This window comes from Amycolatopsis lurida (assembly GCF_900105055.1).
In the GTDB taxonomy this organism is placed as follows: domain Bacteria; phylum Actinomycetota; class Actinomycetes; order Mycobacteriales; family Pseudonocardiaceae; genus Amycolatopsis; species Amycolatopsis lurida.
Window position 1 is genome coordinate 329996 of the sequence record NZ_FNTA01000004.1, and the last position, 25586, is coordinate 355581.

A 25586-nucleotide genomic window follows, 5' to 3' on the forward strand; every position below is an offset into this window, starting at 1 on the left:
GTCGGTAGCCCGAACGGCGGGTACCTATTTTTCTTCCTGTCCAACGAAAGTCGGTATCCGCCCCCGGTGCGGCGGATCACCATGATCGGCACCGGATCACCGGTGCCGGGTCACCTTGGCCGTGCCCGGCTACCCCACCGTGTCCAGTGCGGCCACCCCTCGCGCTGGATGTCCCCTCGCGAAAGTGAGACACCGGTATGCGCACAAACCCCTTAGCCCGTACCGCCACGACACTGGTGGCCGCGGCCGCGGTCGTCGGCTTCCTCGCCCCGTCCACGGCCACCGCCACCACCATCGCGGGCTACTCCCCCACGGTGCAGCACGAGGCGGTGACGTCCCTCGCCGCCGAAGCCGGGATCAGCCAGGCCGCCGCCGTCGAGTTCCTCCGGACGCAGACGGCGAGCGTCGAGAAGCTGCAGCAGGTCACCGCGTCGCTCGGCGCGCGTGCCGCCGACGGGTATCTCGACGACGCCGCCAAGCCGGTCGTGAACGTGCTCGACCAGGCCGCCGCGGACCAGGTGACCGCGACCGGGGCGCAGGCCCGGATCGTCAAGCACTCCAGTGCCGCGCTGGCGGGGGCGCAGAACGCCCTGCAGGCGCTGCCGTCGGTCACGCACACCTCGATCGGTCTCGACCCGAAGGCCAACCAGGTCGTGCTGACCATCTCCGACGCGGCGAAGGGCACCGAAGCCCTTGTGAAGGCCGCCGAAGCGCTCGGCGACCGCGTCCGCGTGGAGCGGACCACCGGCGAGATGCACACCGCGATCTACAACGGCGAGGCCATCACCGGCGGCGGCACCCGGTGCTCGGTCGGGTTCAACACCAACCGCGGCGGCCAGAACTACATCCTCGACGCCGGCCACTGCACCCGTGCGGTGTCGCAGTGGAACGTCGGGCCGTCGCAGGGCGCCAGCTTCCCGACCAACGACTACGGCCTGATCCGCAACACCACCGGCAGCGCGCCCGGCGCGGTCACCCTGTGGAACGGCTCCACTCAGCGGATCGCCTCCGCCGGTACCGCCACCGTCGGGCAGCGGATCAGCAAGAGCGGCAGCACCACCCGCCTCACCTCGGGTTCGGTGCAGCGGCTGAACGTCACGGTGAACTACGCCGAAGGCGCGGTGCACCAGCTGATCCAGACCAACGCGCTGGCCAACCCCGGCGACTCGGGCGGCTGCCTGTTCTCCGGCAGCGTCGGCCTCGGCATCACCTCCGGCAAGGGCAGTGGTACTTCGTACTACCAGCCGATCGGCGAGGCACTGAGCGCCTACAGCGTCACGCTCAACCCGTAAGCGCCTCCCGCCGGGCCCCGGTCACCCCGACCGGGGCTCGGCCCGCGCGTGGAAGTGGCCGACCAGATGGTCGCGAAATCTTTGGGCGGCAACGGAAAGGTACGTATCCTCGCGCCACGCGACGCTGAGCACGCGCCGGCATTCGGGGTCGTCGACGTCGAGCCAGACCACCGCCGAACCGGTGACGGCGCGCAGCCCCAGAGCAGGCACCAACGCGATGCCGAGACCCGCGTCGATGAGCTGAAAGAGCACCGCGGCTTCGTCTCCCTCGCAGACGACGTGCAGATCGAGCCCGGCTTTCGCGAAAAGACGATCGACGAGCGCACGCTGCCAGTAACCGGGGCGCGTGGTGAGGAACGGCTCACCCTCGAGATCCGCCAGGCCGACCCTGCCGCGCCCGGCGAGCCGGTGCCCGGCGGGCACGCAGAGCATCACCGCTTCGTCGAGGAGCACGCGACTACGGATGTCGTCGCCCGTCAAGGGTTGCGACGTGACGCACAGGTCGACGTCGCCGGCTTTCAGCTTCTCCGCCATCCCCTCCCCAGACGCCTGGGAAAGCCGTAGGTCCACCAGCGGGTGACCGGGGACGAAGGTGCGAAGCGGTTCGGTGAGGACGAGCAGGCTTTCGGCCGCGACGGCGACGGTGCCGCGTTCCAGCCCGGCGGCATCGTCGAGTTCCTGACGGGCGTCGTCGAGTTCGGCCAGCGCCCGGTCGACGCGGCGGAGGAACGCGGTGCCGAACCGGTTGAGCCGGATCCGGCGGCCGTGCCGGTCGAACAGCGGTACGCCGAGGTCGTTCTCCAGCCTGGCCAAGGTCCGGCTGAGCGAGGGTTGCGCGACACGCAGCTTTTCGGCGGCGCGGCCGACGTGTTCGAGCCGGGCGACCGTCTGGAAGTACCGGAGCGCCAGAAGATCCACTGCTGATACCTCGCCTGTTATGAGCAGATAACCGATCTTGTCTTGGACAGCATAAGGCGTCGGCTCCTACGTTCGAGCACGTGAGTGAAACCCTGACCAGCCCGAGCCGGACGGCGCACGGCACGCTGGTGGTGAACCGGGTGCTGGTGAGCGCCCACGCCGTCGCGATCATCGGCCAGCCGGTGTTCGCCGGCGGCTATCTCGGCGGTGACTACGACATGCTCTGGCTGCACCGCTGGGGCGCCGACGCCGTTTCGTACCTGGCGTACGCGCAGATCCTCGCGGCACTGGTCCTGTGGCTGGTCCGCGGACCGCGCTGGCTGTTCTGGATCAGCCTGCTGCTCGCGCTGGGCGAGACCGGGCAGTATCTCGCCGGAATGAAGGGCGCGCTCGATCTGCACGTCCCGCTCGGCGTCGCTCTCGTCACCGCGACGGTGCTGACGACCGTCGCCGTCTGGCGGCCGCAGACCTGGCGGGCCGACCGATGACTCGGCGACTGCCCCGCAGGGCCTTCCTCGGGCTCGCCGGCGGGGCCGGTGTCCTCGTCGCCGCGGGGATCACGGCTCCCCGCCTGCTCGCGCAGGGCGCTCCGGGGACCGGCGAGTTGCTGCGCAGCGGCCTCCCGTTGCCAGAGCCCTTCCGTGTTCCGCTGCCGATCCCGCCGGTCCTGCGTCCACAAAGGACCGCCGACGCCGATCACTACACGATCACCCAGCGGGCGGCGACGGCCGAGATCCTGCCCGGCGTCCGGACACCGATCTGGGGCTACGACGGGATCTTTCCCGGCCCGACGATCGAGTCGCGGCGGGGCCGGACGGTGGTGGCGCGCCACCGCAACGAACTTCCCGTGCCGACCGTGGTCCATCTGCACGGCGGGCACACCCCCGCCGACTCCGACGGCTATCCGACCGATCTCGTCCTGCCGCGATCCGGCTGGAGCATCGCGCATACCGGGCACGGAATGGCCGACGCTCGCGCCCGGATCTCGAACGGGGAGCGTGACTACGTCTTCCCGCTGCGGCAACGGGCCGCGACCCTCTGGTACCACGACCATCGCATGGATTTCACCGGTCCGGCCGTGTACCGGGGCCTGGCCGGCTTCCATCTGGTCCGCGACGACGAGGAAGACTCGCTGGGGCTCCCGTCCGGAGACCGCGAGCTGCCACTGATGATCGCCGATCGGTCTTTCGACGAGGACGGCGCCTTCGCCTATCCCTCGCTCGACCGGTCGCTGCGGACCACACCGGGCGTCGAAAGTGCTTATGTGGAAGGCGTTTTCGGTGACGTCATCCTGGTCAACGGCGCGCCTTGGCCAGTGCACGAGGTGGCGGCCGTCAAGTACCGCCTGCGTGTCCTCAACGGCTCCAACGCCCGGCGCTACGACCTGGCGCTGGACCCGCCGCCGCCCGGCGGAGGCGGTTTCGTGCAGATCGGCGCCGACCAAGGCCTCCTGGACGCGCCGCGCGAACACGACCACCTCCCCATCGCGCCGGCGGAACGGTACGACCTCGTCGTCGACTTCGGCCGGTATCCGGTCGGCACCGAGGTCACCCTCGTGAACCGGCTCGGCACCGGTTCGACCGCCAAGGTCATGCGGTTCGTCGTCGCACGCCGCGCGGCGGACGACAGCCGCGTTCCGGCGAAACTCGGCGAAATCCCGCCGCTCGGTCGCGACCAGGCCACGACCACGCGGGATTTCTCGTTCCGGGCGGGCACCGTCCACGGCCGCGCGGGCTGGGTGATCGGCGGAGAACCGTTCTCGCCGGACGTGATGTCGGCGAGCCCGCGCCTCGGCGACACGGAGATCTGGCGGTTCGTCGCCGACATCCACCATCCCGTGCACCTGCACCTGGTGGGCTTCCGGATCCTCTCGCGGGGCGGGCGGCCACCGGGGCCGTTCGACGGCGGTATCAAGGACACCGTGGACCTGGCCCCTGGCGAGTCGGTCGAGGTCATCGCGCGGTTCGACGGCTATCGCGGCCGCTACGTCTTCCATTGCCACAACGCCGAACACGAGGACATGGCGATGATGGCGAACTTCGAGGTGGTCTGAGGGTGCCGGGAAAGGGTCGCTCAGGACGAACGACCCTTTCCCGGCACATCCGGCCAGGGCTCAGCTCACGCCGAGCAAGGCCGCGAGTGCCTGGACCAAGGACGCGGACAGCCCCGCGATCGTGCTGTCGAGGTATTCGGCGATCGGGGTCAGTTCCGCCGCGGAGGCCGAGCCGCCGAAGACGGCCAGCATCGGCACCGCCAGCAGGCCGGCGGCCAGGCCGCGTTTCGCCCACCGGCGGGTGGTGCTCCGGGTGTCGCTCATGGTGTTCGTCCTCTCGACTGGTGAGTGCGCGGACAGGGGACCGCACGCCGAGGAGGATGGCTTGATCATCGAAGGCCGGACAAGGCGTTTCACCTCCCTTTGATGATCAGGAAACAGCCGTCGCTCGTTCGAGTGAAACCCGTTAACACAGCCGCCTACCGGCGAGTAACACGCCGTTCACCCCCGTGAGCGGCAGGTCACTTCTTATTCTGTTGGACTTTTCGTCCAACACTTATACAGTCAGTCTCGTGACCAACGAGCATCCGTACCCGCCCGCCTTCCGCAGCGGCGATCTGGTTTCCGTGTCCGGGCGGCTCGGCGTGACCGAGACCGGCGCACTGGTACCCGGCGGATTCGACGCCGAATGCCCGCAGGCCTTCGCCAACCTCGACGCCGCGCTGCGTTCGGTGGACGCGACCCGGGCCGACGTGGTGAAGGTCGTCGTGTACCTGACCGACATCACCGACCGCGACGGCCTCAACCGGGTCTACGAAGAGTTCTTCGCCGAACCCCGGCCCGCTCGGACCTGCGTCGGGGTCGCGTCCCTGCCCTACGGCGGCGTCGTCGAGGTCGAGGCCCTCGCCCGAGTACGCGATGTCTGAGCAGGACGCGATCCTCGACGCGCTCGCCCCGGTCGCCGACGGCATCGCCGCGACACTCGGCTCGTTCTGCGAAGTCGTGGTGCACGACTTCCGCCGTCCGGAGAAATCGGTGGTCGCGATCGCCGGCTCGGTCACCGACCGCACCGTGGGCGGGTCGATGAGCGAGATCGGCATGGGCCTGCTCGCCCGCGGAGACGACGCCGAAGACCAGCTGAACTACGTGACCAGGACAGCGTCCGGGAAGCTCGTGAAGTCGTCGACCATGCTGCTGCGCGACAGCGGCGGCTCGGTGTTCGGCGCCTTGTGCGTGAATCTCGACGTCACCGCGCTGAGCCAGCTCAAGACCCTGGTCGGCGAACTCGCCGACGTCGGTGCCGTCACCGAAACGCCGACCACCACCTTCGGCGACGACGTCGACGCCGTGGTGGACGCGATCGTCGACGAGCACCAACTCCGGCTGAACAAACCCTGGACCGCGCTCAGCCGCGAAGAACGCCTCGACCTGTTCCGCAGCCTCCACGCGCGCGGCGTCTTCGCGGTGCGGCGGGCCGTGCCCCAGGTCGCCTCCCGCATCGGGATCTCCCGTGCCTCCGCTTACAACTATCTCGCCGAAATCCGTGATCAAGGAGCATCATGACCACCCCCGTGACCATCGACGACATCCGTGACGCCGCCGCCCGTCTGGCCGGTGTCGCGCACCGGACCCCGGTCGTGCGTTCCCGGACCCTCGACGACCTCGTCGGCGCCGAGGTCTTCATCAAGTGCGAAAACCTCCAGCGCGTCGGGGCCTTCAAGTTCCGTGGCGCGTACAACGCCGCTTCGCGACTTTCGCCGGAACAGCTGGCCAAGGGCATCGCCGCCTACTCGTCGGGGAACCACGCCCAGGCCGTCGCGCTCGCCGCGCGGGAACTCGGGAGCAGCGCGGTCATCCTGATCCCGGAGGACACCCCGCAGTCCAAAAAGGACGCCACCGCGGGCTACGGCGCCGAGATCGTCACCTACGACCGGTACACCGGCGACCGCGTCGCGATCGGCGAGGCGCTGGCGGCCGACCGCGGTCTCGCGCTCATCCCGCCGTACGAACACCCGCACGTGATCGCCGGCCAGGGCACCGCGGCGCTGGAACTGCTGGAGGACACCGAATCACTGGACACGCTCGTCGTCCCCGTCGGCGGTGGCGGTCTGATCGCGGGCAGTTCGACCGCCGCGAAGGCGGTGCGGCCCGGTATCCGGGTCGTCGGTGTCGAACCTGCCGCGGGCGACGACACCAAACGCTCACTGGAGGCCGGGGAGCGCGTGTCGATCCCGGTGCCGCGGACCATCGCCGACGGCCAGGCCGCCTCCATTCCCGGTGAACTGACCTTCTCGATCAACCAGCGGCTCGTCGACGACATCGCGCTGGTCACCGACGACCAGGTCCGGGACGCGATGCGGTTCGCGTTCGAACGGCTGAAGCTCGTCATCGAGCCGAGCGGGGCGACCGGGCTCGCGGCGCTCCTCAGTGGCCAGGTGCCCGCCTCGGGCCGGGTCGGGGTGATCCTCAGCGGCGGGAACGTGAGCCCGGAACGCTTCGCCGAACTGATCGCCGGCTGACCCTTCGCAATTAGTCCTCTCAATGCGAGCGCTCGTGAACGACCTGCGGTGTGCATGCGTCGCGAAAGCCACTTTCGGGACGTCTGATGTCCCGAAAGTGGCTTTCGCGACGCATCCGGCAGGCGCTGACATCTCGTTTCACCGCCGCGCCCACCGGCCGACGTTGCGAAAGCCACTTTCGCAACGTTGAAGGTTGCGAAAGTGGCTTTCGCAACGCCTTGACTAGGGTCTAGCGCGTGACTCGCGTGATCGGACACGGCACTCACGTGATTGAACGCGTATCTCACGTGATTGGAGGCGTAACTCGATGTGCGGCCGCTGATCACGCGAGTTACGCCTTCAATCACGCGAGATACGGGTCTGATCACGCGAGTTCGGCGTTCGGTCACATCACAGGCCGAGCCCACCCGCCAGCACCGGCCAGGAGTTCCGCAGCGCCCGTTGCCAGTACGGCCAGCTGTGCGTGCCGTCGCCGTAGTAGTCGACGGTCGCCGGAATCCCCTTGGCCTTCAACCGGTCCGTGAAGCTCACCGAGGAAGCCAGCGCCTGCGGTTCGAAGATGTCGGACTGCCCCGGCGGGTCGAGCGGACCGGTCTTCCCGTTCCCGCAGGAGATGTACAGCGCCGTGCCGCGCAGGCCGTCGACGTTGTCGTACGGGTTGTTCGCCGTCCAGAGCGGCCGCATCCCCCAGGAGTCGCCCCAGAGTTCGAGGTAGTTGAAGATCCCCGCGCGCGCCAGGATCCCCTGGATGAACAGCGGGGCTCCCTGGTTGAGAGTGTTCGGCACCCCGCTGTAGGACGCCGCCGCGGCGAACATCCCCTTGTGCTTGTACGAGTACGCGAGCGCGCCGTAGCCGCCGATCGACAGTCCGGCGATCGCCCGGCGCGGACCCGCCCGGTAGCCGCGTTCGACGATCTGCCGCACCTCCAGGGTGTGGAAGGTGTCCCAGTCGGGAGTGCTCCGGAGCCCGAAGTTCCACCACTTGGTGTACATCCCGGCGGGCCCGCCGGTCGGCATGACGACGAGGGCGTCCTTGTCCGCCATGAACGCCTTGACGTCGGTGAACTGGTCCCACGAGCGGTAGTCGACCGGTTCGCAGCAGCCGTGCAGCAGGAACAACGTCGGCCAGGTCCGCGTGGGTTGCGCGGCCCAGCCCGCCGGGACCAGCAGGCGGACCATGCCGGTGGTGCCGAGCGCGGGCGAACTGATCTTCAGGTCGACGGTGCGCGCGTCCAGCCAGGTCTCCTCGACGAGCTTCGCGCCGTTGTCGGCGGTGACCGGCGCGGGCGCCGCGCTCGCGGGGACCGGGCTTCCGAGCAGGGTCGCCATGGCCAGTGCCAGCAGACCCCACCGCCGGGTTCGCTTCATCGTTTCTCCTTGCTCACAACGGGATGTTTCCGTGCTTCTTGGCCGGAAGGGTCTGCCGTTTGGTCCGCAGCGCGTGCAGCGCCCTCGCCACCTGAAGGCGGGTTTGCGACGGCGCGATGACCTGGTCGACGTAGCCGCGTTCGGCCGCCAGGTAAGGGTTCGAATGCCGCTCGCGGTACGCGTCGGTGAGCCGTCGCTGTTCGGCCGACCGTCGTTCCGACGGCAGGGCCGCCAGTTCGTGCCGGTGCAGCACCCGCACCGCGCCCTCGGCGCCCATCACCGCTATCTCCGCGGTGGGCCAGGCCAGGTTGACGTCCGCACCGAGATGTTTCGACCCCATCACCGCGTAGCCGCCGCCGTAGGCCTTGCGGATCACCACGGTCACCTTCGGCACCGTCGCTTCGGCGTAGGCGTAAATGAGTTTGGCGCCGCGCCGAATGATCCCGTGCCGTTCCTGCGCCTCGCCGGGCAGATAGCCGGGCACGTCGGCGAGGGTGAGGATCGGGATGCCGAAGGCGTCACAGAACCGGACGAACCGCGCGGCCTTCTCCGAGGCGTCGATGTCGATCACGCCCGCTCGATGGCGTGGCTGGTTCGCCACGACACCGACCGTGCGGCCCCGGATCCGGCCGAACGCGCAGATCATGTTCGGCGCGAAGCCGCTGTGCACCTCCATGAAGTCGCCGTCGTCGACGAGACGCGAGATCACCTCGGCCATGTCGTACGCCTGGTTCAGCGAATCGGGCACCAGCCGGTCGAGTTCGAGGTCGGCGGCGGTGAGTTCGGGCGCGGTCTCGTCGGCGTATTCCGGGACGGCGTCGAGGTTGTTGGACGGCAGGTACCCGAGCAGAGTCCGCACCCAGTCGATGGCGTCGTGCTCGTCGGCGGCACGGTGGTGGGCGTTCCCGGAGACCTCGCTGTTCACCGCGGCGCCGCCGAGGCGCTGGGCGGTGACCCGTTCACCGCTGACGGCGTGGACGACGTCCGGCCCGGTGACGAACATGTGCGCGGTCTCGTCGACCATCACGGTGAAGTCGGTGATCGCCGGCGAGTAGACCGCCCCGCCCGCGCAGGGGCCCATGATCAGCGAGATCTGCGGGATCACACCGGACGCCAGCGTGTTGCGCCTGCCGAGTTCGGCGTAATAGGCGAGCGAGACGACGCCTTCCTGGATGCGGGCGCCGCCGGAGTCGTTGATCCCGACCACGGGACAGCCCAGCGTCATCGCCAGGTCCATCACCTTGAGGACCTTCTCGCCGAAGACCTCGCCCATGCTGCCGCCGAAGATGGTGAAATCCTGGGAGAACACGCAGATCTGCCTGCCGTCGACGGTGCCGTGCCCGGTCACCACGCCATCGCCGTAGGGCCGGTTGGCGTCCATCCCGAATTCGGTGCACCGGTGCCGGGCGAACTGGTCGAGTTCGACGAAGGAACCCTGGTCCAGCAACAACTCGACACGTTCGCGTGCGGTCAGCTTGCCCTTGGCGTGCTGCCGGTCGACGGCCCGCTTCTCCGCGGTCCGCAGATCCTCCCGGCGGGCGGCGAGGTCGGCGATCCGGAACGCCGTCGTGTCGGTCATGGCCGCGCCGCCTTGGGTGCCCCGAGCCGGGCCGCGAGGGCCGCGGCGACCGTCTCGACATGCGGCGGGTCGATCATCGAAAGGTGGTCACCCGGCACCCGCACGACCTCCAGATCGGGGCAGAAGGTGTCCCAGCCCAGAGCGTCGTCGGTGCGCAGGTACCGCGGATCGAGGGAGGTGGTCAGCGGATGCGGCTCCTGCGCGCGCAGCAGCAATACCGGCCCGGCATAGGATTCCGGCTCGTACCGTTCGGCGACCCGTGCGTCCATATAGGACTCGTACTGATGCCGCAGCACGCCGTGTCCCAGCTCGGGCACCTGAGCGGCCAGCCTGCCGATCACCAGCCGGATCTGTTCCTCGTCGCCGAGCCGGGCGAGCTCTTCACGCGGGATGTCCAGCGGGACACCGTAGGTGCGCTCGATATGCTCCGCAAACCGCTCGAACCGGTCCAGCAGAATCTCCTGAGCCGGTTTCCCCGGCGCGGGCAGCGGCAGGATGCTGTCGATCAGGAACACGAGAGCGACCCGCTCCCCTGCCGCGGTCAGCCGCCGAGCGGTCTCGTAGGCGAGGCAGCCGCCGAACGACCACCCGCCCAGCCGGTACGGGCCCTGCGGCTGGATTTCCCGGATCAGCTCGACGTAGCACTCGGCTTTGTCCTCGACGGTGTCTTCGTCGTCGATCCGTTCGAGCCCGTAGACGGCTCTGTCCTCGGGCAGCAGGCGGACCAGCCCCTCGTAGACGCTCGTCGGACCGCCCGCCGGATGGAACAGGAACACCGGATCCGTACCGCCTTCGCGCAGCGGCCGGACAGGACAGCCTCCGCGTCCTTCGATCTCGTCGCGCAGCAGGTCGGCCATCGCGGCGATCGTCGGTGTGGCGAAGAGCCGCTCGGGAACGGCTCCCAGCCGCCCGGCGATCACATCCCGCAGCCGCTCCGCCGCTTCGGCGTCGCCACCGGCGGCGAAGAAGTCCTCGTGGACGCCGGGCTCCGCGCCACCGAGTTCGGCCTGCCAGTGCCGGGCGATCCAGCGTTCGGCCGGATCGCGTGGCCCGACGGCCGTGACCGGGCCGGCGGGCCGGGTGCCTGTCTCACCGAACCCCGCCTGATCGGCGAGATGGCCGGCGACCTCGGCGAGGCCCGCACCCCGCAGCAGCAGCGGGATCGGCAGTTCCAGGCCGAAGTCTCGTTCCACGACTCCCTTGGCACGCAGGGCGGCGAGCGAGTCCAAGCCGAGCCGGGTGAGCGGCGTCCGCCGGTCGATCTCGTCCGCGGCGAGGCCGAGCATCCCGCCGACGAGCCCGGCGAGGTAATCGGCCAGCATCTCGCGGGCGGCTTCCGGGAGGACCGCCCGCAGCGCGTCCAGCCCGTCCCAAGTGGACGGTCCGGCGGCCTGCTCCTCCCCCGGTACCAACATCTCGAAGAACGGCCGTCCGGCCAGCCGGGGGAACAGGGCGAGCACGGTCCCGGCATCGACCCTGGCGATCCCGGTCGACGCGCGGTCACGGCGCAGCACGGCCTCCATCGCCGCCAGCGCCTCCTCGGTGCCGAGCGGCTCGAGCACGGGGTTGCGGCTGCCGACGGCCGCTCCGGCTTCGCCCCACGCTCCCCAGCCGATGGTCGCCGCCGGCAATCCCGCGGCGCGGCGCCACGCGACGAGCGCGTCCACCCACGCGTTCGCGGTGGCGTAGGCGGTCTGTCCCGGTGACCCGAACAACGCCGCGGCCGACGAATACGTCAGCCACCAGTCGAGTTCGTGTCCGGCTGTCGCCTCGTGCACTCGCCACGCCCCCAGCGCTTTCGCGCGCCAGACAGCCTCGACGGCGTCGGCGTCGAGGCTGACGGCGGCGCCGTCGGACAGCACACCGGCCGCGTGAAGCACCCCGCGCAACGGCAGGCCGCCTTCGGTCGCGGCCGCGACCAGCGCTTCGGCCGTACCCGGCTCGGCGATGTCACCCGTCACCACGCGGACGTCGACGCCCTGATCTCGCAGATCCGCCAGAAGCGGCTCGACGGAAGGGCGCGCACCACGCCGTCCGGAAAGGACGAGCCTGGTCGCGCCGCGCGCCGCCAACCAGTCCGCCGCGACCAGGCCGAGGCCGCCGAGACCACCGGTGATGACGTAAGCGCCGTCGCACACCACGGTTTCGTGGCGAGGTTCGCCGAGTGTCGGGCGGGCCAGCGACCGCGTGTACCGGACGCCCTCGCGCCAGGCGATCTCGTCGTCCGGCGCGTCCGCGCGGATCTCCGCCACCAGCCTGCCGACCCACAGGTGGGCGGGGTCCGGCTCGGCATCGAAGTCGATCTGGCTCGCCCGCAGTTCGGGGTGTTCGAAGGCGAGGACGCGGACCAGCCCACGCAGCCAGGCCTGACCGGGGTCGCCGCGCTCGCCGGGTTCGATGGCCCAGGCACCCGTGCTGACGAGCCACAACCGCGGCGCGGCTTCGGCCAGTTCGGCGAGGACGCCGGAGAACTCGGCGACCCTCGCCGCCGCGCTCATCGGATCGGGCCCGTCCGAAATCCCGGCGCAGACGAGGACTCCCGCCACCTCGCGGGATCTCAGGACTTCCGCGAGCGCCTTCCGGTCCCCCGGCCGGACCGTCACCAGCTCGTCCCCGGCTTCGGTGAGCCGCTCGCGCAACGCCGTCAGCCACGGCGCGTCTTCGTGCAGCACGGCCCAGCGGCGCGAGCCCGGCGCCGCCACCGGCAGGTCCGCCTCCCGCCAGACCGTTTCGAACAGCAGCTCCGCCATGGGCACCGGAAGCGCCGAACGCTGGAACCGGCGGCAGTAGACCTCGCGGAACTCGACCAGCACGACATCGTCGGCGTCGACCAGCTGGACACCGCCCACCAGGCCGTCGCCGGCCGGATCAACCGACTCGAGGACCGCGTCGACCCGGACACCGCGGCGCGGATCACCGGCGAGGACGACCTCGCCCAAGGTCAGCGGCAGGAACACGCCGTCGGCTTCGCGCAGCGCGTCCCCGGCCGCGGCGGCCAGCGCGTGCAGGCAGGCGTCGGCGATCACCGGATGCAGGATGAAGGCCGGATCGTCGGCGGGCAGGGTGATCGACGCCGAGGCACGGCCCGGCGCCGCCAGAACGTCGCGTAGCCCACGGAAAGCGGGACCGTAGCTCTGCCCGGCCCTGGCCAGCGACTGGTAGAGGTCGACCGGCCGGGCGTCGTCGCCGACCGGGCCGAACGGCACCACCGGGGTGACCCCGTCGCGGACGCGGGCGGTGGCATGCCGCACCCAGCCGCCGTCCGCGGACCGCGCGTAGACGTCCACGCTTCCGTCGCTCAGGCTGGTCGTCACCTCGGTGTGGGCGGCGAGTGGAAGGACCCGGTGCAGTTCGAGACCGCCGATGCGCACTCGCCCGGCGGGACGCAGGACCGTTTTCGCCGCCGCGAGCGCGAGTTCGAGGAATCCGGCGGCGGGGAACAGCGGGACACCCATCGCCGCGTGGTCGGCCAGCCACGGCAGCACCTCGGTCCCCACGTCCGCGCGCCACAGGTGCCCGCCGGTCGGCTGTTCGATGTGGACACCCAGCAACGGATGCGCGCCGGCGGCCCGGGCCGCCGGGCGCCGCGGCCAGAACCGCCGGTGCCGCCAGCGCGGACCCGGCAGTTCCACCGGAAGCGGACGGGGGCCGCCGTCGTCGAGCACGACGGGCTGCCCGAGAGTGTGGAGCCGGGCGAGCGTGGTCAGGAACGCCAGTCGCTCGTCGCCCTTGCGGCTCGCCGTCGGAAACGCGACCGCGCCGGTGCTCTGCTCGATCGCGGCCAGTGCCACCGGATGCGGCGAGATCTCGACGAACACGCCGTATCCGTCGGCGGTCGCCGCCGCCAGCGCCTGGCTGAAGCGCACGGGACGGCGCAGATTCGCCGCCCAGTACTCGACGTCGAACACCACTGACCTTTGTGGATCATCGAGAACGCTGCTGTAACAGGGAATCCGCACCGGTCGCGGGGGCAGGCCGCCGAGTTCGGCGCGGAGCCTGCCGAGAACCGCGTCAACGGCTTCCGAATGGCCCGCACCCCCGACCGGCAGCCGCTTCGCGAGCCTGCCGAGGCTCTCGACGTGCGAGACCAGCGCCTCGACCTGTTCGGCGCCGCCGCTGACGGTGCACTGGACCGGCGAGGCGTAGACCGCGACGGTGATCCCGGGGAAGTCCGTTTCCAGGTCGGCGAGTTCGGCCGCGGACAGTTCGACCACCGCCATCGCGCCGTCGCCGGACGCGTCGACCTCGGCCAGCAGCCGGGAGCGGATGGCCATCACGCGAAGGCCGTCGGCGACGTCCAGCGCCCCCGCGACGACGGCGGCCGCGACCTCGCCCATCGAATGCCCGAGCACCGCGGCCGGGACGACGCCGTGCGCGCGCCAGAGCCCGGCGAGGGCCAGCTGCATGCCGAACAACGCGAGCTGTGTCGCCGCGAGATCCGGCAGGTCCCGCGCGCCGGAGAACACCTCGCTCAGGGTGAAGCCCGCTTCGGCACGGAACACCGGATCGAGTGCCTCCACCTCGGCCCGGAACGCGGGCTCGGTGCGCAGCAGGAGGCGGCCCATCCCAGGCCACTGGGAGCCGTAGCCGGAGAAGACGAACACGACGCCCGGCACAGGTCCGGCCTCGCCGAAGACGACGTCACCGCTCGCGCTTCCGGCGGCCAGTTCCCGCAACGCGGAGGCCACCCGTTCGCGTCCCTCCGCGACCACCGCGCCCCGGAGGGGTAAATGGTCACGGCTCCGGGCCAGTGTCGCGGCGACCGTGTCCAGCGGGATCGAGCGGTGGGCGGGATCCTCCAGCCAGTCCGCCAGATCGGCCGCCCGCGCCCGGAGCACCTCGGCCGACCGCGCGGACAGCGCGAAGATCCGCGGGCGCCCGGTCTCCGTCCCGCGAGCGGCGAACGACGCGGCAGGCCATTCTTCGAGGACCACATGGGCGTTGGTGCCACCGAAGCCGAACGCGGAGACCCCGGCGCGCACGACGTCGGTGTAGCGCGGCCAGTCCGTCGCGGTGTCCACCACCCGGAGGCCGAGACCGGTGAAATCGACATGCGGGCTGGGTTCGTGATGACGCGGGGTCGGCGGCAGCCGCCGGTGGACCAGCGCGAGGACGACCTTGATCAGCCCGGCCATCCCGGCCGCGCCCTCCAGATGGCCCAGGTTCCCCTTCACCGAGCCGATCAGGAGCGGGCGGGCGGGTTCGCGTCCGGCTCCGAGCACCTCGCCGAGCGCGCCCGCCTCGATCGGATCCCCCACCTCGGTCCCGGTCCCGTGCGCCTCCACGTAGTCCACAGAGGACGGTTCGACACCCGCCGCCGCGTACGCGTCCCGCAACAGGTCGGCCTGCGCGCCGGGACTGGGCGCGACGAGACCATTGGACCGGCCGTCGGAGTTGACCGCGCTGCCGCGGATCACCGCGAGCACGCGGTCCCCCGCACGACGGGCGGCCTTCAGCGATCTGAGCACGATCACGCCGCAGCCTTCACCTCGGGCGATGCCGTCGGCGGCGGCGTCGAACGGTTTGCAGTACCCGTCCGGGGCCAGTACCCCGGCCCGCTGGAAGGACGCGGTGACCACCGGCGAGAGCAGCAGGTTCACCCCGGCGGCGAGCGCCGTCCCGCATTCGCCGCGGCGCAGGCTCTGCACCGCTTGATGCACCGCGACCAGCGACGACGAGCACGCGGTGTCGACGGTGAGACTCGGCCCGCGCAGATCGAAAAAGTACGACAGCCGGTTGGCGGCGATACTCGTCGCGGCACCGGTGGCGGACCAGACGTCGACGGTGGAGGGATCGGCCATCGTCAGGTGGCCGTACTCGCCCGCCGAAAGCCCGACGAACACCCCGGTCCGGCTTCCCCGCAACGTGGACGGCGGGATCCCGGCGTGCTCCAGCGCCGCCCACGCCACTTCGAGCAGCATCCGCTGCTGGGGATCCATCGCTTCGGCCTCGCCCGGGGTGATGCCGAAGAACTCGGCGTCGAAACCGGCGATGTCGCCGAGGAACCCGCCGCGCGAGGGGATCTCCCAGCGGTCCTCCGGAACGTCGCGGATGCCGTCGCGGCCGGCCTCCAGGAGACGCCAATAGCGCTCCGGGGAGTCCGCGCCGCCCGGCAGGCGACAGCCGACGCCGACGATTGCGATCGGTTCCTCTTCACGGCCTTCACCGCGCGCGAGCGTGGAGTCATCCACAGTGGACAGACGCGCGGCGAGGGCGGTGATCGTCGGGTACTGCCACACCAGGGTCGGCGGCAACGGACGGCCGAGATGCCGTCCCAGCTCCGCCGCCAGTTCCATCGACTCCCGCGAGGAAAGCCCGCTCTCGTGCAGCGGCCGGTCCGGATCGACATGCTCCGCGGGCGACCCGGTCCGCTTCGCCACCCGCGCGATGAGCCAGGCACGGATCTCCGCGGTCACCCGAGCCGCCGCGCGGTCAGCGAACCGTCCAGATAGGACTGCCGGCACCGGGCACGACTGATCTTGCCGCTGGAGGTGCGCGGCACCTCGCCCGGGGCGAGGAAGACCACGTCGTGCGGCCGCAGACCGTGCACGGCCGAGACCGCCCTCCGGATCTCCGTGGTCGCCACGGCGAGGTCGGCCCCGGTCTCCTTGGCACGCTCCACCAGCACCACCGCCGCTTCACCGTCTTCGCGCTCGATCGCGAAAGCCGCGGCGGAATGCGGCCGGACCGCGGGATGCGTCTCCACGGTCTGTTCGATGTCCTGCGGGTAGTGGTTCCGGCCGTCGACGATGACGAGATCCTTGAGTCTGCCGGTCATGAACAGTTCGCCCTCGTACCGCACGCCGAGATCGCCGGTCGCGAGCCAGCCCGCGCCGGACTCCGGATCGATGGGTGGCAGGCCGAACACGCCCTCGGAAGCGGCGGGCCGCCCCCAGTAGCCCACGCCGACGTTCGGGCCGTTGACCTGGATCTCCCCCACCCTGCCCGGTTCGACCAGCGCGCCGGTGACCGGATCGGCGATGCGGACCCGTTGTCCCACCGGGAATCCGCAGGAGACGAGCGTGGTGGCCGCCGCGCCGGGCAGTGCGGGCGTCGCGAGTCCGGCGGCGAGCCGGTCGCGGTCGAAGGCGACTTGCCGTGGTGCCTTGCCCGCTTCGGTGACGGAGACGAGCACTGTGGCCTCGGCCAGTCCGTAGGAGGACCGGTGCACCTCTGGGCGCAGCCCGCATTCCTCGAAAGCGCCGTGGAACTTCGCGATGGTCGAAGGAAGGACCGGCTCGCTGCCGTTGATCAGTGAGACGACCCGGCTCAGTTCGAGGTAGCTCTTCTCGTCCTCGGTGACCCGGGAAGCGGCATAGGAGTACGCGAAGTTCGGTGCCGCGCTGATCGCGCCGGGGCTGGCCGAGAGGGCGCGCAGCCACCGTGACGGACGTTCCAGGAAGGCGCGCGGATCCATCAGGACCGACGCCGCCCCCGCCGCCAGTGGCGCGCCGATCCCGAGGATCAGGCCCATGTCGTGGAAGAGCGGCAGCCAGCTGACGGTGGAGGTCGTCCCGGTTTCGATCGCGTAGGCGTCACAAGCCTGACGGGCGTTGGTGAGCGCGTTGCGGTGGGTCAGCATCACGCCCGCCGGCGTCCGCGTGGAACCGGACGTGTACTGCAGGTACGCCACTCCGTCCGGTTCCGGTCGCGGCCAGGAGCGATCACCGGCCGCGACCGGAGCTGTGGTGTCGACGGCGAGCACGGCGGGCCGCTCGAAATCCGTCGAGGCGAGGAAACCGGCGGCTTCGCCGAGTCCGTCGGTGGTCGTGAGCACGACCCTCGGGGCGCAGTCGGCGAGCACGGCGGCCAGCCTGCCCGCGTGCCCGGGGAGGCCCGGGGAAAACAGCGGGACCGCGACCAGCCCTGCTCGGATCGCGCCGAGGAAGGCGACGACGTAATCGACGGACTGCCCGGCCAGGATCGCGGCCCGGTCACCCGGACCGGTGAACCCGGTCAGCCGGATGGCGAGCGCGTCGACCCGGTCGTCGAGTTCGCGCCAGGACAGGGTGATCGCCCGGCCGTCCGCCCCGGCTCGATGGTCGAGGTAGGTCACCGCGACGTCGTCGCCGAGCCGCCACGCCCAGTACCTCAGCAGCGTCGCGAACGACTCCCCGCCGCGTGCGTCGTCCGGCGCGTGGGCGGCGACGACCGATTCCGAAATGGTTTCCATGGCCCCTCGTCGTGACGATTCGTGCAGGAGCGGGTGAATTCGGAACGGCGCCGTTGCCGAAAGCGGATTCCATTCCGGAGACCGTTCTTTTATCTGCCCGGAACTGTATTGACGTCCCGGGAAGAGTGTCAATGAAAGGATGATGGAACGCCGGCGAAAGCGCGGACGTGCTCACGGGGACGTGAGAAAGGGGGCACTCCGCTTGTCACTTCGGCACGAACTTCGGCGCGGGCGGATCGGCAGAACCCCGGCCACGCCCGTGTCGTCCGTCCAGTCACGCGTGATCGCCACTCGAGCACCGGCGATTCAGAGCCACCCCTGGCGCGAAGCCTGCGCTCCGAGCTGGAACCGGGTCCGCGCGCCGAGCAGTTCCTGCAACCGGCTGATCCGCCGGAGCACCGTTCGCTCACTGATGCCGAGCTCGCGCGCGATCGCCTCGTCGGTCAGGCCCCCGCTCAGCAGCGCGAGCAGGCGGCGCGTGGCGACGGTCGGTTCCTGCGCCGCTTCCGCCTCGTCCGGACCGCCCGCCCGCACCGGCACGGCCATCCGCCAGAACGATGCGAACAACTCGATCAGCGCGCTCAGCAGCATCGACGGATGGATCAGCAGGGCGAGCACGTCACCGGCGTCGGAATTCGGGACGGCGATCAGCGCCCGGTTGCCGTCGGCGATCACCAGCTTCAGCGGCAGCCCGGGGAACACCCTGGCCTGCTCCCCCAGGGCGATACTCGACTGCACCTGGGCGAACCCGTCGTCGTGCTGCAGCACGGACGAGTCGTAGACGACGCGGTACGCGATGCCGCGCGCCATCGAACCGGGCTGCACCGTGCTCACTTCGGCCTTCGGACTCATGTACGACCCCGGGTCCAGCGCGACGATGTCGACGGCCGCCTGGGTCTGCATGGCTTCGAAGGTGGCGATCACCTCGTCCCGGCTGCGCAGCACTTCGACGAAGTCCGCGTCCCGGCCCGTCCGCAGCGAGTAGGCGGCGCCGAGCACCTCGGCCGCTTCCCGCGCACGGATCGCCGCGGCCTCGTGCTGCGCCGCGAACGCCGACAGCGCCGCACGCGGCGGGCACACCTCGACCCCGGACGCACCCGCCCGGACCAGGCCGAACCGCTCCAGCTCCGCCAGCTCGGCGCCGGGCGTGATCGGACGCCCGTCCAGCAGGGCGCGGTACAACTGCTCGGCCTCCATCGACAGGCCCCGCGACTCGGCGAGCATGACGCTTCTCCTCCCCACCCCGGGATCGATCGACGTGACATCGATGTCACGATTCACCGTTCTTGAGGGGGAAAACGGCCGGATCGTGCGCCTGGACCGATAACGAAAGCGTCACAGATCATGACGGAGAGGCTCCCGCGAACCGCGGGAGCCTCTCGTCGACACCGTCCGAGATCAGGCGTTGGCGGGCATGCCCTTCTCGTCGGCTTCCGGCGTAGCGGTGCCTTCCAGCAGCTCACGGACGATCTCGTTCGCCTTGCGCACCTGGGGCGTGATCATCTTGATCTTGATCTTCCCGTCGTGCCCGAGGTGACCGCCGACCTCGACCGTCTTGTCCTCACCCGGCAGCGGCAGGCCCTGGCAGCCGGTGAACTTCTTCTTGGGCGTGAGCCCGGTCTGGAAGTAGGCGACGATCGGGTCGTCGACGCAGTCGGTGTTGTACGGGAAGATCCCGTGACTGCCTTCGTTGTCGACGCTGATCATCTTGGCGCCCGGCAGGCCCTTCGCGGTGGCGAGCGCGCCCTCGTACGGCGTGGCCGCGTCGAGTTCGGTCTGCGCGATCAGCAGCTTCGGGAACGTCTTGGCGTCCGGCGCCGGCTTGGCGTTGGCGGTCGGCCAGAACGCGCACAGCGGCGCGCCCGACAGGGCCATGATCGGCGCGATGAACGGCGCGTTCACGGTCAGATCGGCCTGCCAGAAGTTCCAGTAGTGCAGGTTCTGGTTCCACTGGCCGTCCTGGCAGCGGATCGCCTCGAACGCGGCGTCCCAGGTCTCGACCTCGGCACCACCCTGGTAGGAGGCCTTGCGCTCGACCGAATCCTTCTTCGCGATGGCCTCCAGCGCGTTGCCCTTGGCCTTGGTCAGGAACGCCTTGTTCGCGTCGGTCAGCCCGGGAGTGGCGAGCGCCTTCGCGACGACCTGCTCCAGCTTCTCCGCGTCGGTCCCGGCAGGCGCCGGTCCCTTCGCCAGCGCGGCCACCATCGAGGCCGCGGACGGGTACTGAGACGTGTCGTACATCGCCGGGATGATGAACCACGCGGCGTAGAGCATGCCCGCGAATTCCCGGGTGCCGCCCGCCTTCTCCCAGTTGCGGCGGATCTCGAGCGGGTCGGTGCCCACCTTGTACTTGGCGTCGTTGCGCGCGACGTAGGGCAGCAGCGCCTCCTGGAACTGGCGATCACGGCTGCGCGGCTGCAGGTCCCAGGTCTTCTCCAGCGTCGAGCGGCTCGCGTCGGTCGACGAGTCGAGCAGGAACCGGTGCGCCTTGGACGGGAACGTGGTGGCGTACCAGGTGCCGAGCCACGTGCCGTACGAGTAACCGATGTAGCTGGTCTTCTTCTCCCCGAGCAGCACCCGGATGAAGTCCATGTCGTACGCGGTCTGCTCGGTGGTGATGAACTTCGTCAGCGGGTTCTTGAGGCAGCCCTCGACCTTCGCCCGGCTGATCACGTTCTGGTCCGTGCTGTCCGGGACGGTGTAGCTACAGGTCAGCGGGGTGCTCTGGCCGACGCCGCGGGGGTCGAAACCGACGAAGTCGTACTGCGAGGCCAGCACGGGGCTGCGCATCGCCATCGCGGCGCCCCACGGGAGGCCTTCGCCGCCGGGGCCGCCGGGGTTGACCAGCGCGATGCCCTGCCTGCCGGTGCCGGGGTAGGCGGTCGCGGTCTTGGAGACGCGGACGCCGATGGTGTTGCCGTCCTGCGGGTTGTGCCAGTCACGCGGCACCTGGACGGTGGCGCAGGCGAGACCCTTGACCTTCTTCAGCTCGGCTTCCGTCGCCGGCGCGACCGAGGGGAACGAGCACTCGCCCCAGGCCACGGCCTGTTTGGCCAGCGCGCCGGCGAGCGCCGCGGTGTCCGGCTCGGCCTTGACCGCGGGTGCCGCACCCGCTGCCGGGGCCAGCACCAGGCCGGAGGCCAGGAACGCGCCGGCGACCACGGCCACCGTGCCCCTCCGCGTCTTTCTCGTACTACTGATCACCATGATCCCTTTCGACAGGAGCCCCCGACGTCCGTACGTGAAGTAAAGACGGGTGATCAGGTTTCCCACACGGCCGGTAGATGGCGGATACCCGACATGGCAGGATCTCGACACTCGCGTGATCAGACCCGTAACTCGCGTGATCAGAGGCGTAACTCGCGTGTTCCGCATTCAAGCACGCGAGTTACGTCCCTGATCACGCGAGTTACGCCTTCCCTCACGGATGCAGGCCGGGTCCGTGATCGGGGTCGGTCGACGGCGCGATCGGGGTCGGGCTGAGCGACGCCTCGTCCTCCCCCTCCTCCAGCAGGGTCGCCGCAGCGCCGACCACTTTCAGATCCGGGTCACCGACGGCGTCCTCGTCCTTGTCCGCGTAGTCCACGCGGGCGAGGACGCTGCGCATCGCCTCGATACGCGCACGCTTCTTGTCGTTGCTCTTGACCACCGTCCACGGCGCGATCTCCGTGTCGGTGGACCGGAACATCGCGACCTTCGCCTCGGTGTAGGCGTCCCAGCGGTCGAGCGACTTGATGTCGTTGGGACTCAGCTTCCATTGCCGCACCGGGTCGACCTGCCGGATGAGGAACCGGGTGCGCTGCTCGGATCTCGACACCGAGAACCAGAGTTTGACGAGCACGATCCCGTCGTCGACGAGCATCTCCTCGAACGTCGGCGCCTGCCGCATGAAGCGCTCGTACTGCTCGTCCGTGCAGTACCCCATCACCCGTTCGACGCCGGCCCGGTTGTACCAGGATCGGTCGAACAGCACGAGCTCGCCCTCGGTGGGCAGGTGGTTCACGTAGCGCTGGAAGTACCACTCCCCCTGCTCGCGTTCGGTGGGCTTGCTCAGCGCCACCACTCGCGCGCCACGCGGGTTGAGGTGTTCGGTGAACCGTTTGATGGTGCCACCCTTGCCCGCCGCGTCGCGTCCCTCGAACAGAATCACCATCCGGCCGCCGGTGTCCTTGATCCAGTACTGCAGTTTCAGCAGTTCGATCTGCAGCGACCGTTTCACGACGTCGTATTCCTCACGCGACATTCGCGTCGTGTACGGGTAGTTCTCCCGCCAGGTGTCGATCGGCGAGCCGTCGGGGCGGAGCAGGACCGGATCGTCGGCGTCGTCGTAGTCGACGACGAGACGCTGGTCCCTCAGTTCCGGGAAGTACGAGTGATCGAGCACGCGCCGCTGATACCCACGCCGGACGGCGCGCAAACGCGGCGCGTCAACCACCGAGCCCTTCGGCGAACCGTCGCGCCGCTTCGAGATCGACCGTACCGGGTCGGTTCTTGCCGATCCCGCCGACGAGCCTGAATGGCAGCCAGGTGTCGAAACCCCGGCACGAGAACGCGCCCACCACGTCGAAGCCTTTACGGCCTAGCGTCCGTGCCAGACGACGGGTGTAGCGCCGGAATCGCGGTTCCGGCAACCCGCTGGCGCTGAACACGAACGCCTTCCTTCGCTGCTTCGGCGGCATCTCCTCGGCGAGACGCCGCAGGCGGGGATGGAAGTCCATGCCGAAGATCCCCGAGCCGAAACCCACAAGGTCACAGGAATCGAGCTCGGCGGGGTCGATCTCCTCGGGGCTGACGACGCGGGCGCCGAGAACCCCGGCCAGCACTTCGGCGACCCTCGCCGTGTTGCCGTGGGACACCGAAACGCACACGATGACGACCTTCATGCCGATCCTCCACTTCGCCGGTTCTTTCCCCTTGAGAACCGGGCAGCGGCGTAGAACGTGACGTCACCCTTCGCGCAGGTGATCCCGCAGCGCCCGCGCCACGCGGGCCATCAGCACTTCGGCCTCCGGCTGGATCGCGGCGGGCACCCGGGATCCGGTCAGCGCGGCGATCGCGTACAGCCCGCCGTCGGCGTGTTCGACCACCCCGACCTCGTGCCGCAGGTTGAGCACCGTGCCGGTCTTGGACGACCATTTCGCGGCGTCGGAGACGAAATCCGGGCTCAGCCGCTGACGCAGCAGGTTCAGCCCCATGAGTTCACGCACCCGCGCCGCCACTTCCGCGTCTACTTTGGACGGCTTCCACAGCGCTTCGAGCAGGTTCACGAACGCGCGGGCCGAACCGGAACTCGCCCGGGTGACGTCGAGCTGCGGAACGGGATGGCCTTGCCCGGCGGTGCCCGCGTTGATCGCGAGCGCGTGCGCGAGGTGGACGTCGGCCGGGGCGAACCGTTCGGCGGGCGTGTCGCTGAGGTCTGCGGCCGGATGCCGTGCGGTGATCCCCGAAACGCCCCATTCGCGCGTCATCCTGGTGACCTCGGCGGGAGGTGTCAGCGCGAAGAGCGCGTCCGCGGCAGTCTCGTCGCTGATGGCCATCGTCAGGTAGAGCAGGTCGTCGATCGCCACCCTGGCCGGATGCCGGAACCGCGTCAGCCCGGTCGGTCCGGGGGCGGTGGCCCGCCCCGGCTCGACGTCGATCGGCGCGGAGCCGTCCAGCTCGCCCCGGCGGATCCGCTCCAGGGTCGCCGCGGCGAGCGGGATCTTCACCAGCGAGGCGCTCGGGAACTCCAGGTCCGGGTCGATGCCGACTTCGTATCCGGTCCGCAGATCGCGCACGAGGAACGAACCCCGCAGGCCGCCGTCGTCCAGCTCGGCGCGCAGCCCGAGGAGCAGGGTCTCCGTGTTCATGTCGTCTCCTCCGCGCCGAGACACCGGGCGATGTCCGGCCACAATCGTGCCCGGAGCCGCTGCGCGTCCTCGCCGGGCCCCGCCGTGATCTCGAAGCCGCGCGCGAGCCGGACCTCGCCGATCGGCCGCCAGTTCAGGCCGAGGTCGGTCGCCTGGGCCGTCGAACACAGCAGCAGATCGTCCGAACCGAACACCGCCGCGGCGGCCGCGGTGAGGGCATCGGCGACGGTCACCTGCGCGGGTCGCAAGCCCACCGAGTCACGGATGCGGAAGAGGCGATCCCGGATATGCGGCACGTCGTCCTCCGGCTGGATCCAGACCCGGCGAGGCACCCGGCCGGACCGGCCGACCCGCAGCGTTTCCAGGTGGAGCGCGCCCGCTCGCGACCTTCCCCCGCCCGCCAGCCCGAGTGGCACCGTCCAGCTGCCCTCTTCGGCGGGAACGGCCGTGAGCGCCGCGCGGACCTCCTGTGTGCGCACGAGTTCCGCCCGCTCCCCCGGCGGCGCCTGCCGGAACTCCAGGAAGACGTCCAGCGCTCGCGCCGCCGCGTCGAGTTCGGCGAGCTCACGGACGGTGCAGGTGCCCGGCATCGCCAGCCGCATCGGGCGCAGTTTGGCGCGCTGCGCGTCGTGCTCGAGGGCGTCGGCCAGTGACACCAGCCGTTTCGCCGACGGCAGCATGTCGCGGCCGAACGGCGTGAGCACGGCGCGGCGAGTGGAGCGGTCGAACAGCCGCTCGCCGAAATGCCGTTCCAGCGCGGCGATCCGGCGGCTCGCCACCGGCTGCGGGATGCGCGCGATCGCGGCTCCCGCGGTGAAGGTCCCGGCTTCGCTCACGCTCACGAACGCCCGGCAGCTCCCGATCAGGTCCACGACCACATGCTATGCCGATAATGCATGAAAGAGGTCGTTGGTGTCTTGGACAGCATGACCGGCGCTGGACAGACTGCGTGCATGTCCGTCACTTCTCGCCGCTGGGCCGCCCTGCTGGCGCTCTCGGTCGCGTCACTCGCCGCATGTTCCACACCCGCCCCCGCACCGCCGCCCACGGCCGCCACACCGGTCGCGGCGTCCGGGCGTGCCGACTTCGAACAGCTCGAACGCGCCTACCGCGCCCGGCTCGGGGTGTACGCGGTGGACACCGCGACAGGCCGAGAGGTCGCCTTCCGAGCCGACGAACGCTTCGCCTACGCCTCGACGCACAAGGTGTTCAGCGCCGGTGGCGTCCTGCAGCGGACGCCGGTCGCCGACCTGGACCGCACGGTGACCTACGAACGCAAGGACCTGGTCGTGAATTCGCCGGTCACGGAGAAACACGTGGCGACGGGGATGCCGCTGCGCGCCGTCATGGACGCGACCCTCCGGTACAGCGACAACACCGGCGGAAACCTGCTCTTCCGCGAACTCGGCGGCCCCGCAGGGCTCAACGCGGTCCTGCGCGCGATCGGCGACACCACGAGCCACGCCGACCGGATCGAACCGGAACTCAACGACACCGCGCCCGGCGACACCCGGGACACCAGCACACCGCGTGCGCTCGCCGTGAGCCTGCGCGCCTTCGCCCTCGGCGACGCCCTCCCCGAGGACAAACGCAAGATCCTGGTCGACATGATGCGGGCCAGCACCACCGGCGACCAGAACATCCGCGCCGGGGTGCCCGGCTGGCCGGTCGCCGACAAGACCGGAACGGCGTCCTACGGCACGCGCAACGACATCGGGGTCGTGTGGCCGCCGGGCCGCGCGCCGATCGTCGTCTCGGTACTGACCGACCGGTCGGAGAAGGACGCCGGGATCGACAACAAGCTCCTGGCCGACGCCACCGCGGCCGCGGTGAAAGCCCTCCCCTGAGCGAACCGCCGGGACGGACGAGGTTCCGTCCCGGCGGGATTCAGCGGC

The 25586-nt window shown here is 70.3% G+C and carries 19 protein-coding genes; 7 read left to right on the top strand and 12 right to left on the bottom strand.

Annotation, left to right across the window (positions count from 1 at the left end):
- The first annotated feature begins 197 nt into the window (after positions 1-197).
- Positions 198-1292 (top strand): S1 family peptidase, encoded by a 1095-nt coding sequence (locus BLW75_RS06815; RefSeq protein ID WP_034316531.1) that lies wholly within the window; start codon positions 198-200, stop codon positions 1290-1292.
- A gap of 21 nt (positions 1293-1313) precedes the next feature.
- Here BLW75_RS06815 and BLW75_RS06820 read toward each other — a convergent pair whose 3' ends face one another.
- Positions 1314-2210 carry a LysR family transcriptional regulator gene (locus BLW75_RS06820; RefSeq protein ID WP_034316532.1) on the bottom strand — a complete coding sequence of 299 codons (897 nt, stop codon included), beginning with the start codon at positions 2208-2210 and terminating at the stop codon, positions 1314-1316.
- A gap of 80 nt (positions 2211-2290) precedes the next feature.
- Between BLW75_RS06820 and BLW75_RS06825 the strand changes: the two genes are divergently transcribed.
- Positions 2291-2698: a hypothetical protein gene (locus tag BLW75_RS06825; RefSeq protein ID WP_091596981.1), complete on the top strand. Its 408-nt coding sequence runs from the start codon at positions 2291-2293 to the stop codon at positions 2696-2698.
- Positions 2695-4263, top strand: coding sequence for a multicopper oxidase family protein (locus BLW75_RS06830; RefSeq protein WP_034316533.1), 1569 nt, complete (start codon positions 2695-2697; stop codon positions 4261-4263). Before BLW75_RS06825 ends, BLW75_RS06830 begins: the two co-directional genes overlap by 4 nt.
- 60 nt (positions 4264-4323) lie before the next feature.
- Here the strand turns inward: BLW75_RS06830 and BLW75_RS06835 are convergent, their stop codons facing one another.
- On the bottom strand, positions 4324-4527 hold the full coding sequence (locus tag BLW75_RS06835; protein WP_034316534.1) for a hypothetical protein: 204 nt from the start codon (positions 4525-4527) through the stop codon (positions 4324-4326).
- A gap of 248 nt (positions 4528-4775) precedes the next feature.
- Between BLW75_RS06835 and BLW75_RS06840 the strand changes: the two genes are divergently transcribed.
- The 3 genes from BLW75_RS06840 to BLW75_RS06850 are packed head-to-tail and all read left to right on the top strand — an operon-like array spanning position 4776 to position 6722.
- Positions 4776-5129: a RidA family protein gene (locus BLW75_RS06840; RefSeq protein WP_034316535.1), complete on the top strand. Its 354-nt coding sequence runs from the start codon at positions 4776-4778 to the stop codon at positions 5127-5129.
- A complete protein-coding gene (locus BLW75_RS06845; RefSeq protein ID WP_034316536.1) occupies positions 5122-5766 on the top strand; it encodes a helix-turn-helix transcriptional regulator in 645 nt (214 codons plus the stop codon). Before BLW75_RS06840 ends, BLW75_RS06845 begins: the two co-directional genes overlap by 8 nt.
- Complete coding sequence (locus tag BLW75_RS06850; RefSeq protein ID WP_034316537.1) at positions 5763-6722, top strand: pyridoxal-phosphate dependent enzyme; 960 nt, start codon at positions 5763-5765, stop codon at positions 6720-6722. The genes BLW75_RS06845 and BLW75_RS06850 overlap by 4 nt, the downstream gene beginning before the upstream one ends.
- 390 nt (positions 6723-7112) lie before the next feature.
- Here BLW75_RS06850 and BLW75_RS06855 read toward each other — a convergent pair whose 3' ends face one another.
- The 10 genes from BLW75_RS06855 to BLW75_RS06900 all read right to left on the bottom strand — a co-directional run bounded on the left by BLW75_RS06855 (position 7113) and on the right by BLW75_RS06900 (position 24569).
- On the bottom strand, positions 7113-8090 hold the full coding sequence (locus BLW75_RS06855) for an alpha/beta hydrolase (RefSeq protein ID WP_034316538.1): 978 nt from the start codon (positions 8088-8090) through the stop codon (positions 7113-7115).
- Positions 8091-8103: 13 nt separating this feature from the next.
- Positions 8104-9669: an acyl-CoA carboxylase subunit beta gene (locus BLW75_RS06860; protein WP_034316539.1), complete on the bottom strand. Its 1566-nt coding sequence runs from the start codon at positions 9667-9669 to the stop codon at positions 8104-8106.
- Entirely contained in the window at positions 9666-16085 is a 6420-nt protein-coding gene (locus BLW75_RS06865) for a type I polyketide synthase (protein ID WP_034316540.1), read from the bottom strand. Before BLW75_RS06865 ends, BLW75_RS06860 begins: the two co-directional genes overlap by 4 nt.
- Entirely contained in the window at positions 16082-17842 is a 1761-nt protein-coding gene (locus BLW75_RS06870) for a fatty acyl-AMP ligase (RefSeq protein WP_034316542.1), read from the bottom strand. The genes BLW75_RS06865 and BLW75_RS06870 overlap by 4 nt, the downstream gene beginning before the upstream one ends.
- 306 nt (positions 17843-18148) lie before the next feature.
- Positions 18149-19066, bottom strand: a complete 918-nt coding sequence (locus BLW75_RS06875) for a helix-turn-helix transcriptional regulator (RefSeq protein WP_034316544.1) — start codon at positions 19064-19066, stop codon at positions 18149-18151.
- 174 nt (positions 19067-19240) lie between these two features.
- On the bottom strand, positions 19241-21010 hold the full coding sequence (locus tag BLW75_RS06880) for an alpha/beta hydrolase (protein ID WP_034316546.1): 1770 nt from the start codon (positions 21008-21010) through the stop codon (positions 19241-19243).
- 253 nt (positions 21011-21263) lie between these two features.
- The gene (gene ppk2 / locus BLW75_RS06885) at positions 21264-22259 is read right to left on the bottom strand and encodes a polyphosphate kinase 2 (RefSeq protein WP_241783827.1); all 996 of its coding nucleotides are present in this window, start codon (positions 22257-22259) and stop codon (positions 21264-21266) included.
- Between the two features lie 10 nt (positions 22260-22269).
- Positions 22270-22725, bottom strand: coding sequence for a flavodoxin family protein (locus BLW75_RS06890; protein WP_034316549.1), 456 nt, complete (start codon positions 22723-22725; stop codon positions 22270-22272).
- A 63-nt stretch (positions 22726-22788) separates the two neighbouring features.
- Positions 22789-23691: a serine hydrolase gene (locus tag BLW75_RS06895; protein WP_034316552.1), complete on the bottom strand. Its 903-nt coding sequence runs from the start codon at positions 23689-23691 to the stop codon at positions 22789-22791.
- Positions 23688-24569 (bottom strand): LysR family transcriptional regulator, encoded by an 882-nt coding sequence (locus tag BLW75_RS06900; RefSeq protein ID WP_034316555.1) that lies wholly within the window; start codon positions 24567-24569, stop codon positions 23688-23690. Before BLW75_RS06900 ends, BLW75_RS06895 begins: the two co-directional genes overlap by 4 nt.
- Before the next feature lie 75 nt (positions 24570-24644).
- On the opposite strand from BLW75_RS06900, the gene bla reads away from it, so the two are divergent.
- On the top strand, positions 24645-25538 hold the full coding sequence (gene bla / locus BLW75_RS06905; protein WP_034316557.1) for a class A beta-lactamase: 894 nt from the start codon (positions 24645-24647) through the stop codon (positions 25536-25538).
- Positions 25539-25586: the final 48 nt, after the last annotated feature.

Coding starts and splice junctions, on each gene's coding strand:
- BLW75_RS06815 (WP_034316531.1), top strand. CDS start 198: ATGCGCACAAACCCCTTAGCCCGTACCGCCACGACACTGGTGGCCGCG.
- BLW75_RS06835 (WP_034316534.1), bottom strand. CDS start 4,527: ATGAGCGACACCCGGAGCACCACCCGCCGGTGGGCGAAACGCGGCCTG.
- BLW75_RS06870 (WP_034316542.1), bottom strand. CDS start 17,842: ATGGAAACCATTTCGGAATCGGTCGTCGCCGCCCACGCGCCGGACGAC.
- BLW75_RS06890 (WP_034316549.1), bottom strand. CDS start 22,725: ATGAAGGTCGTCATCGTGTGCGTTTCGGTGTCCCACGGCAACACGGCG.
- bla (WP_034316557.1), top strand. CDS start 24,645: ATGTCCGTCACTTCTCGCCGCTGGGCCGCCCTGCTGGCGCTCTCGGTC.
- BLW75_RS06860 (WP_034316539.1), bottom strand. CDS start 9,669: ATGACCGACACGACGGCGTTCCGGATCGCCGACCTCGCCGCCCGCCGG.
- BLW75_RS06855 (WP_034316538.1), bottom strand. CDS start 8,090: ATGAAGCGAACCCGGCGGTGGGGTCTGCTGGCACTGGCCATGGCGACC.
- BLW75_RS06830 (WP_034316533.1), top strand. CDS start 2,695: ATGACTCGGCGACTGCCCCGCAGGGCCTTCCTCGGGCTCGCCGGCGGG.
- BLW75_RS06875 (WP_034316544.1), bottom strand. CDS start 19,066: ATGCTCGCCGAGTCGCGGGGCCTGTCGATGGAGGCCGAGCAGTTGTAC.
- BLW75_RS06850 (WP_034316537.1), top strand. CDS start 5,763: ATGACCACCCCCGTGACCATCGACGACATCCGTGACGCCGCCGCCCGT.
- BLW75_RS06845 (WP_034316536.1), top strand. CDS start 5,122: ATGTCTGAGCAGGACGCGATCCTCGACGCGCTCGCCCCGGTCGCCGAC.
- BLW75_RS06895 (WP_034316552.1), bottom strand. CDS start 23,691: ATGAACACGGAGACCCTGCTCCTCGGGCTGCGCGCCGAGCTGGACGAC.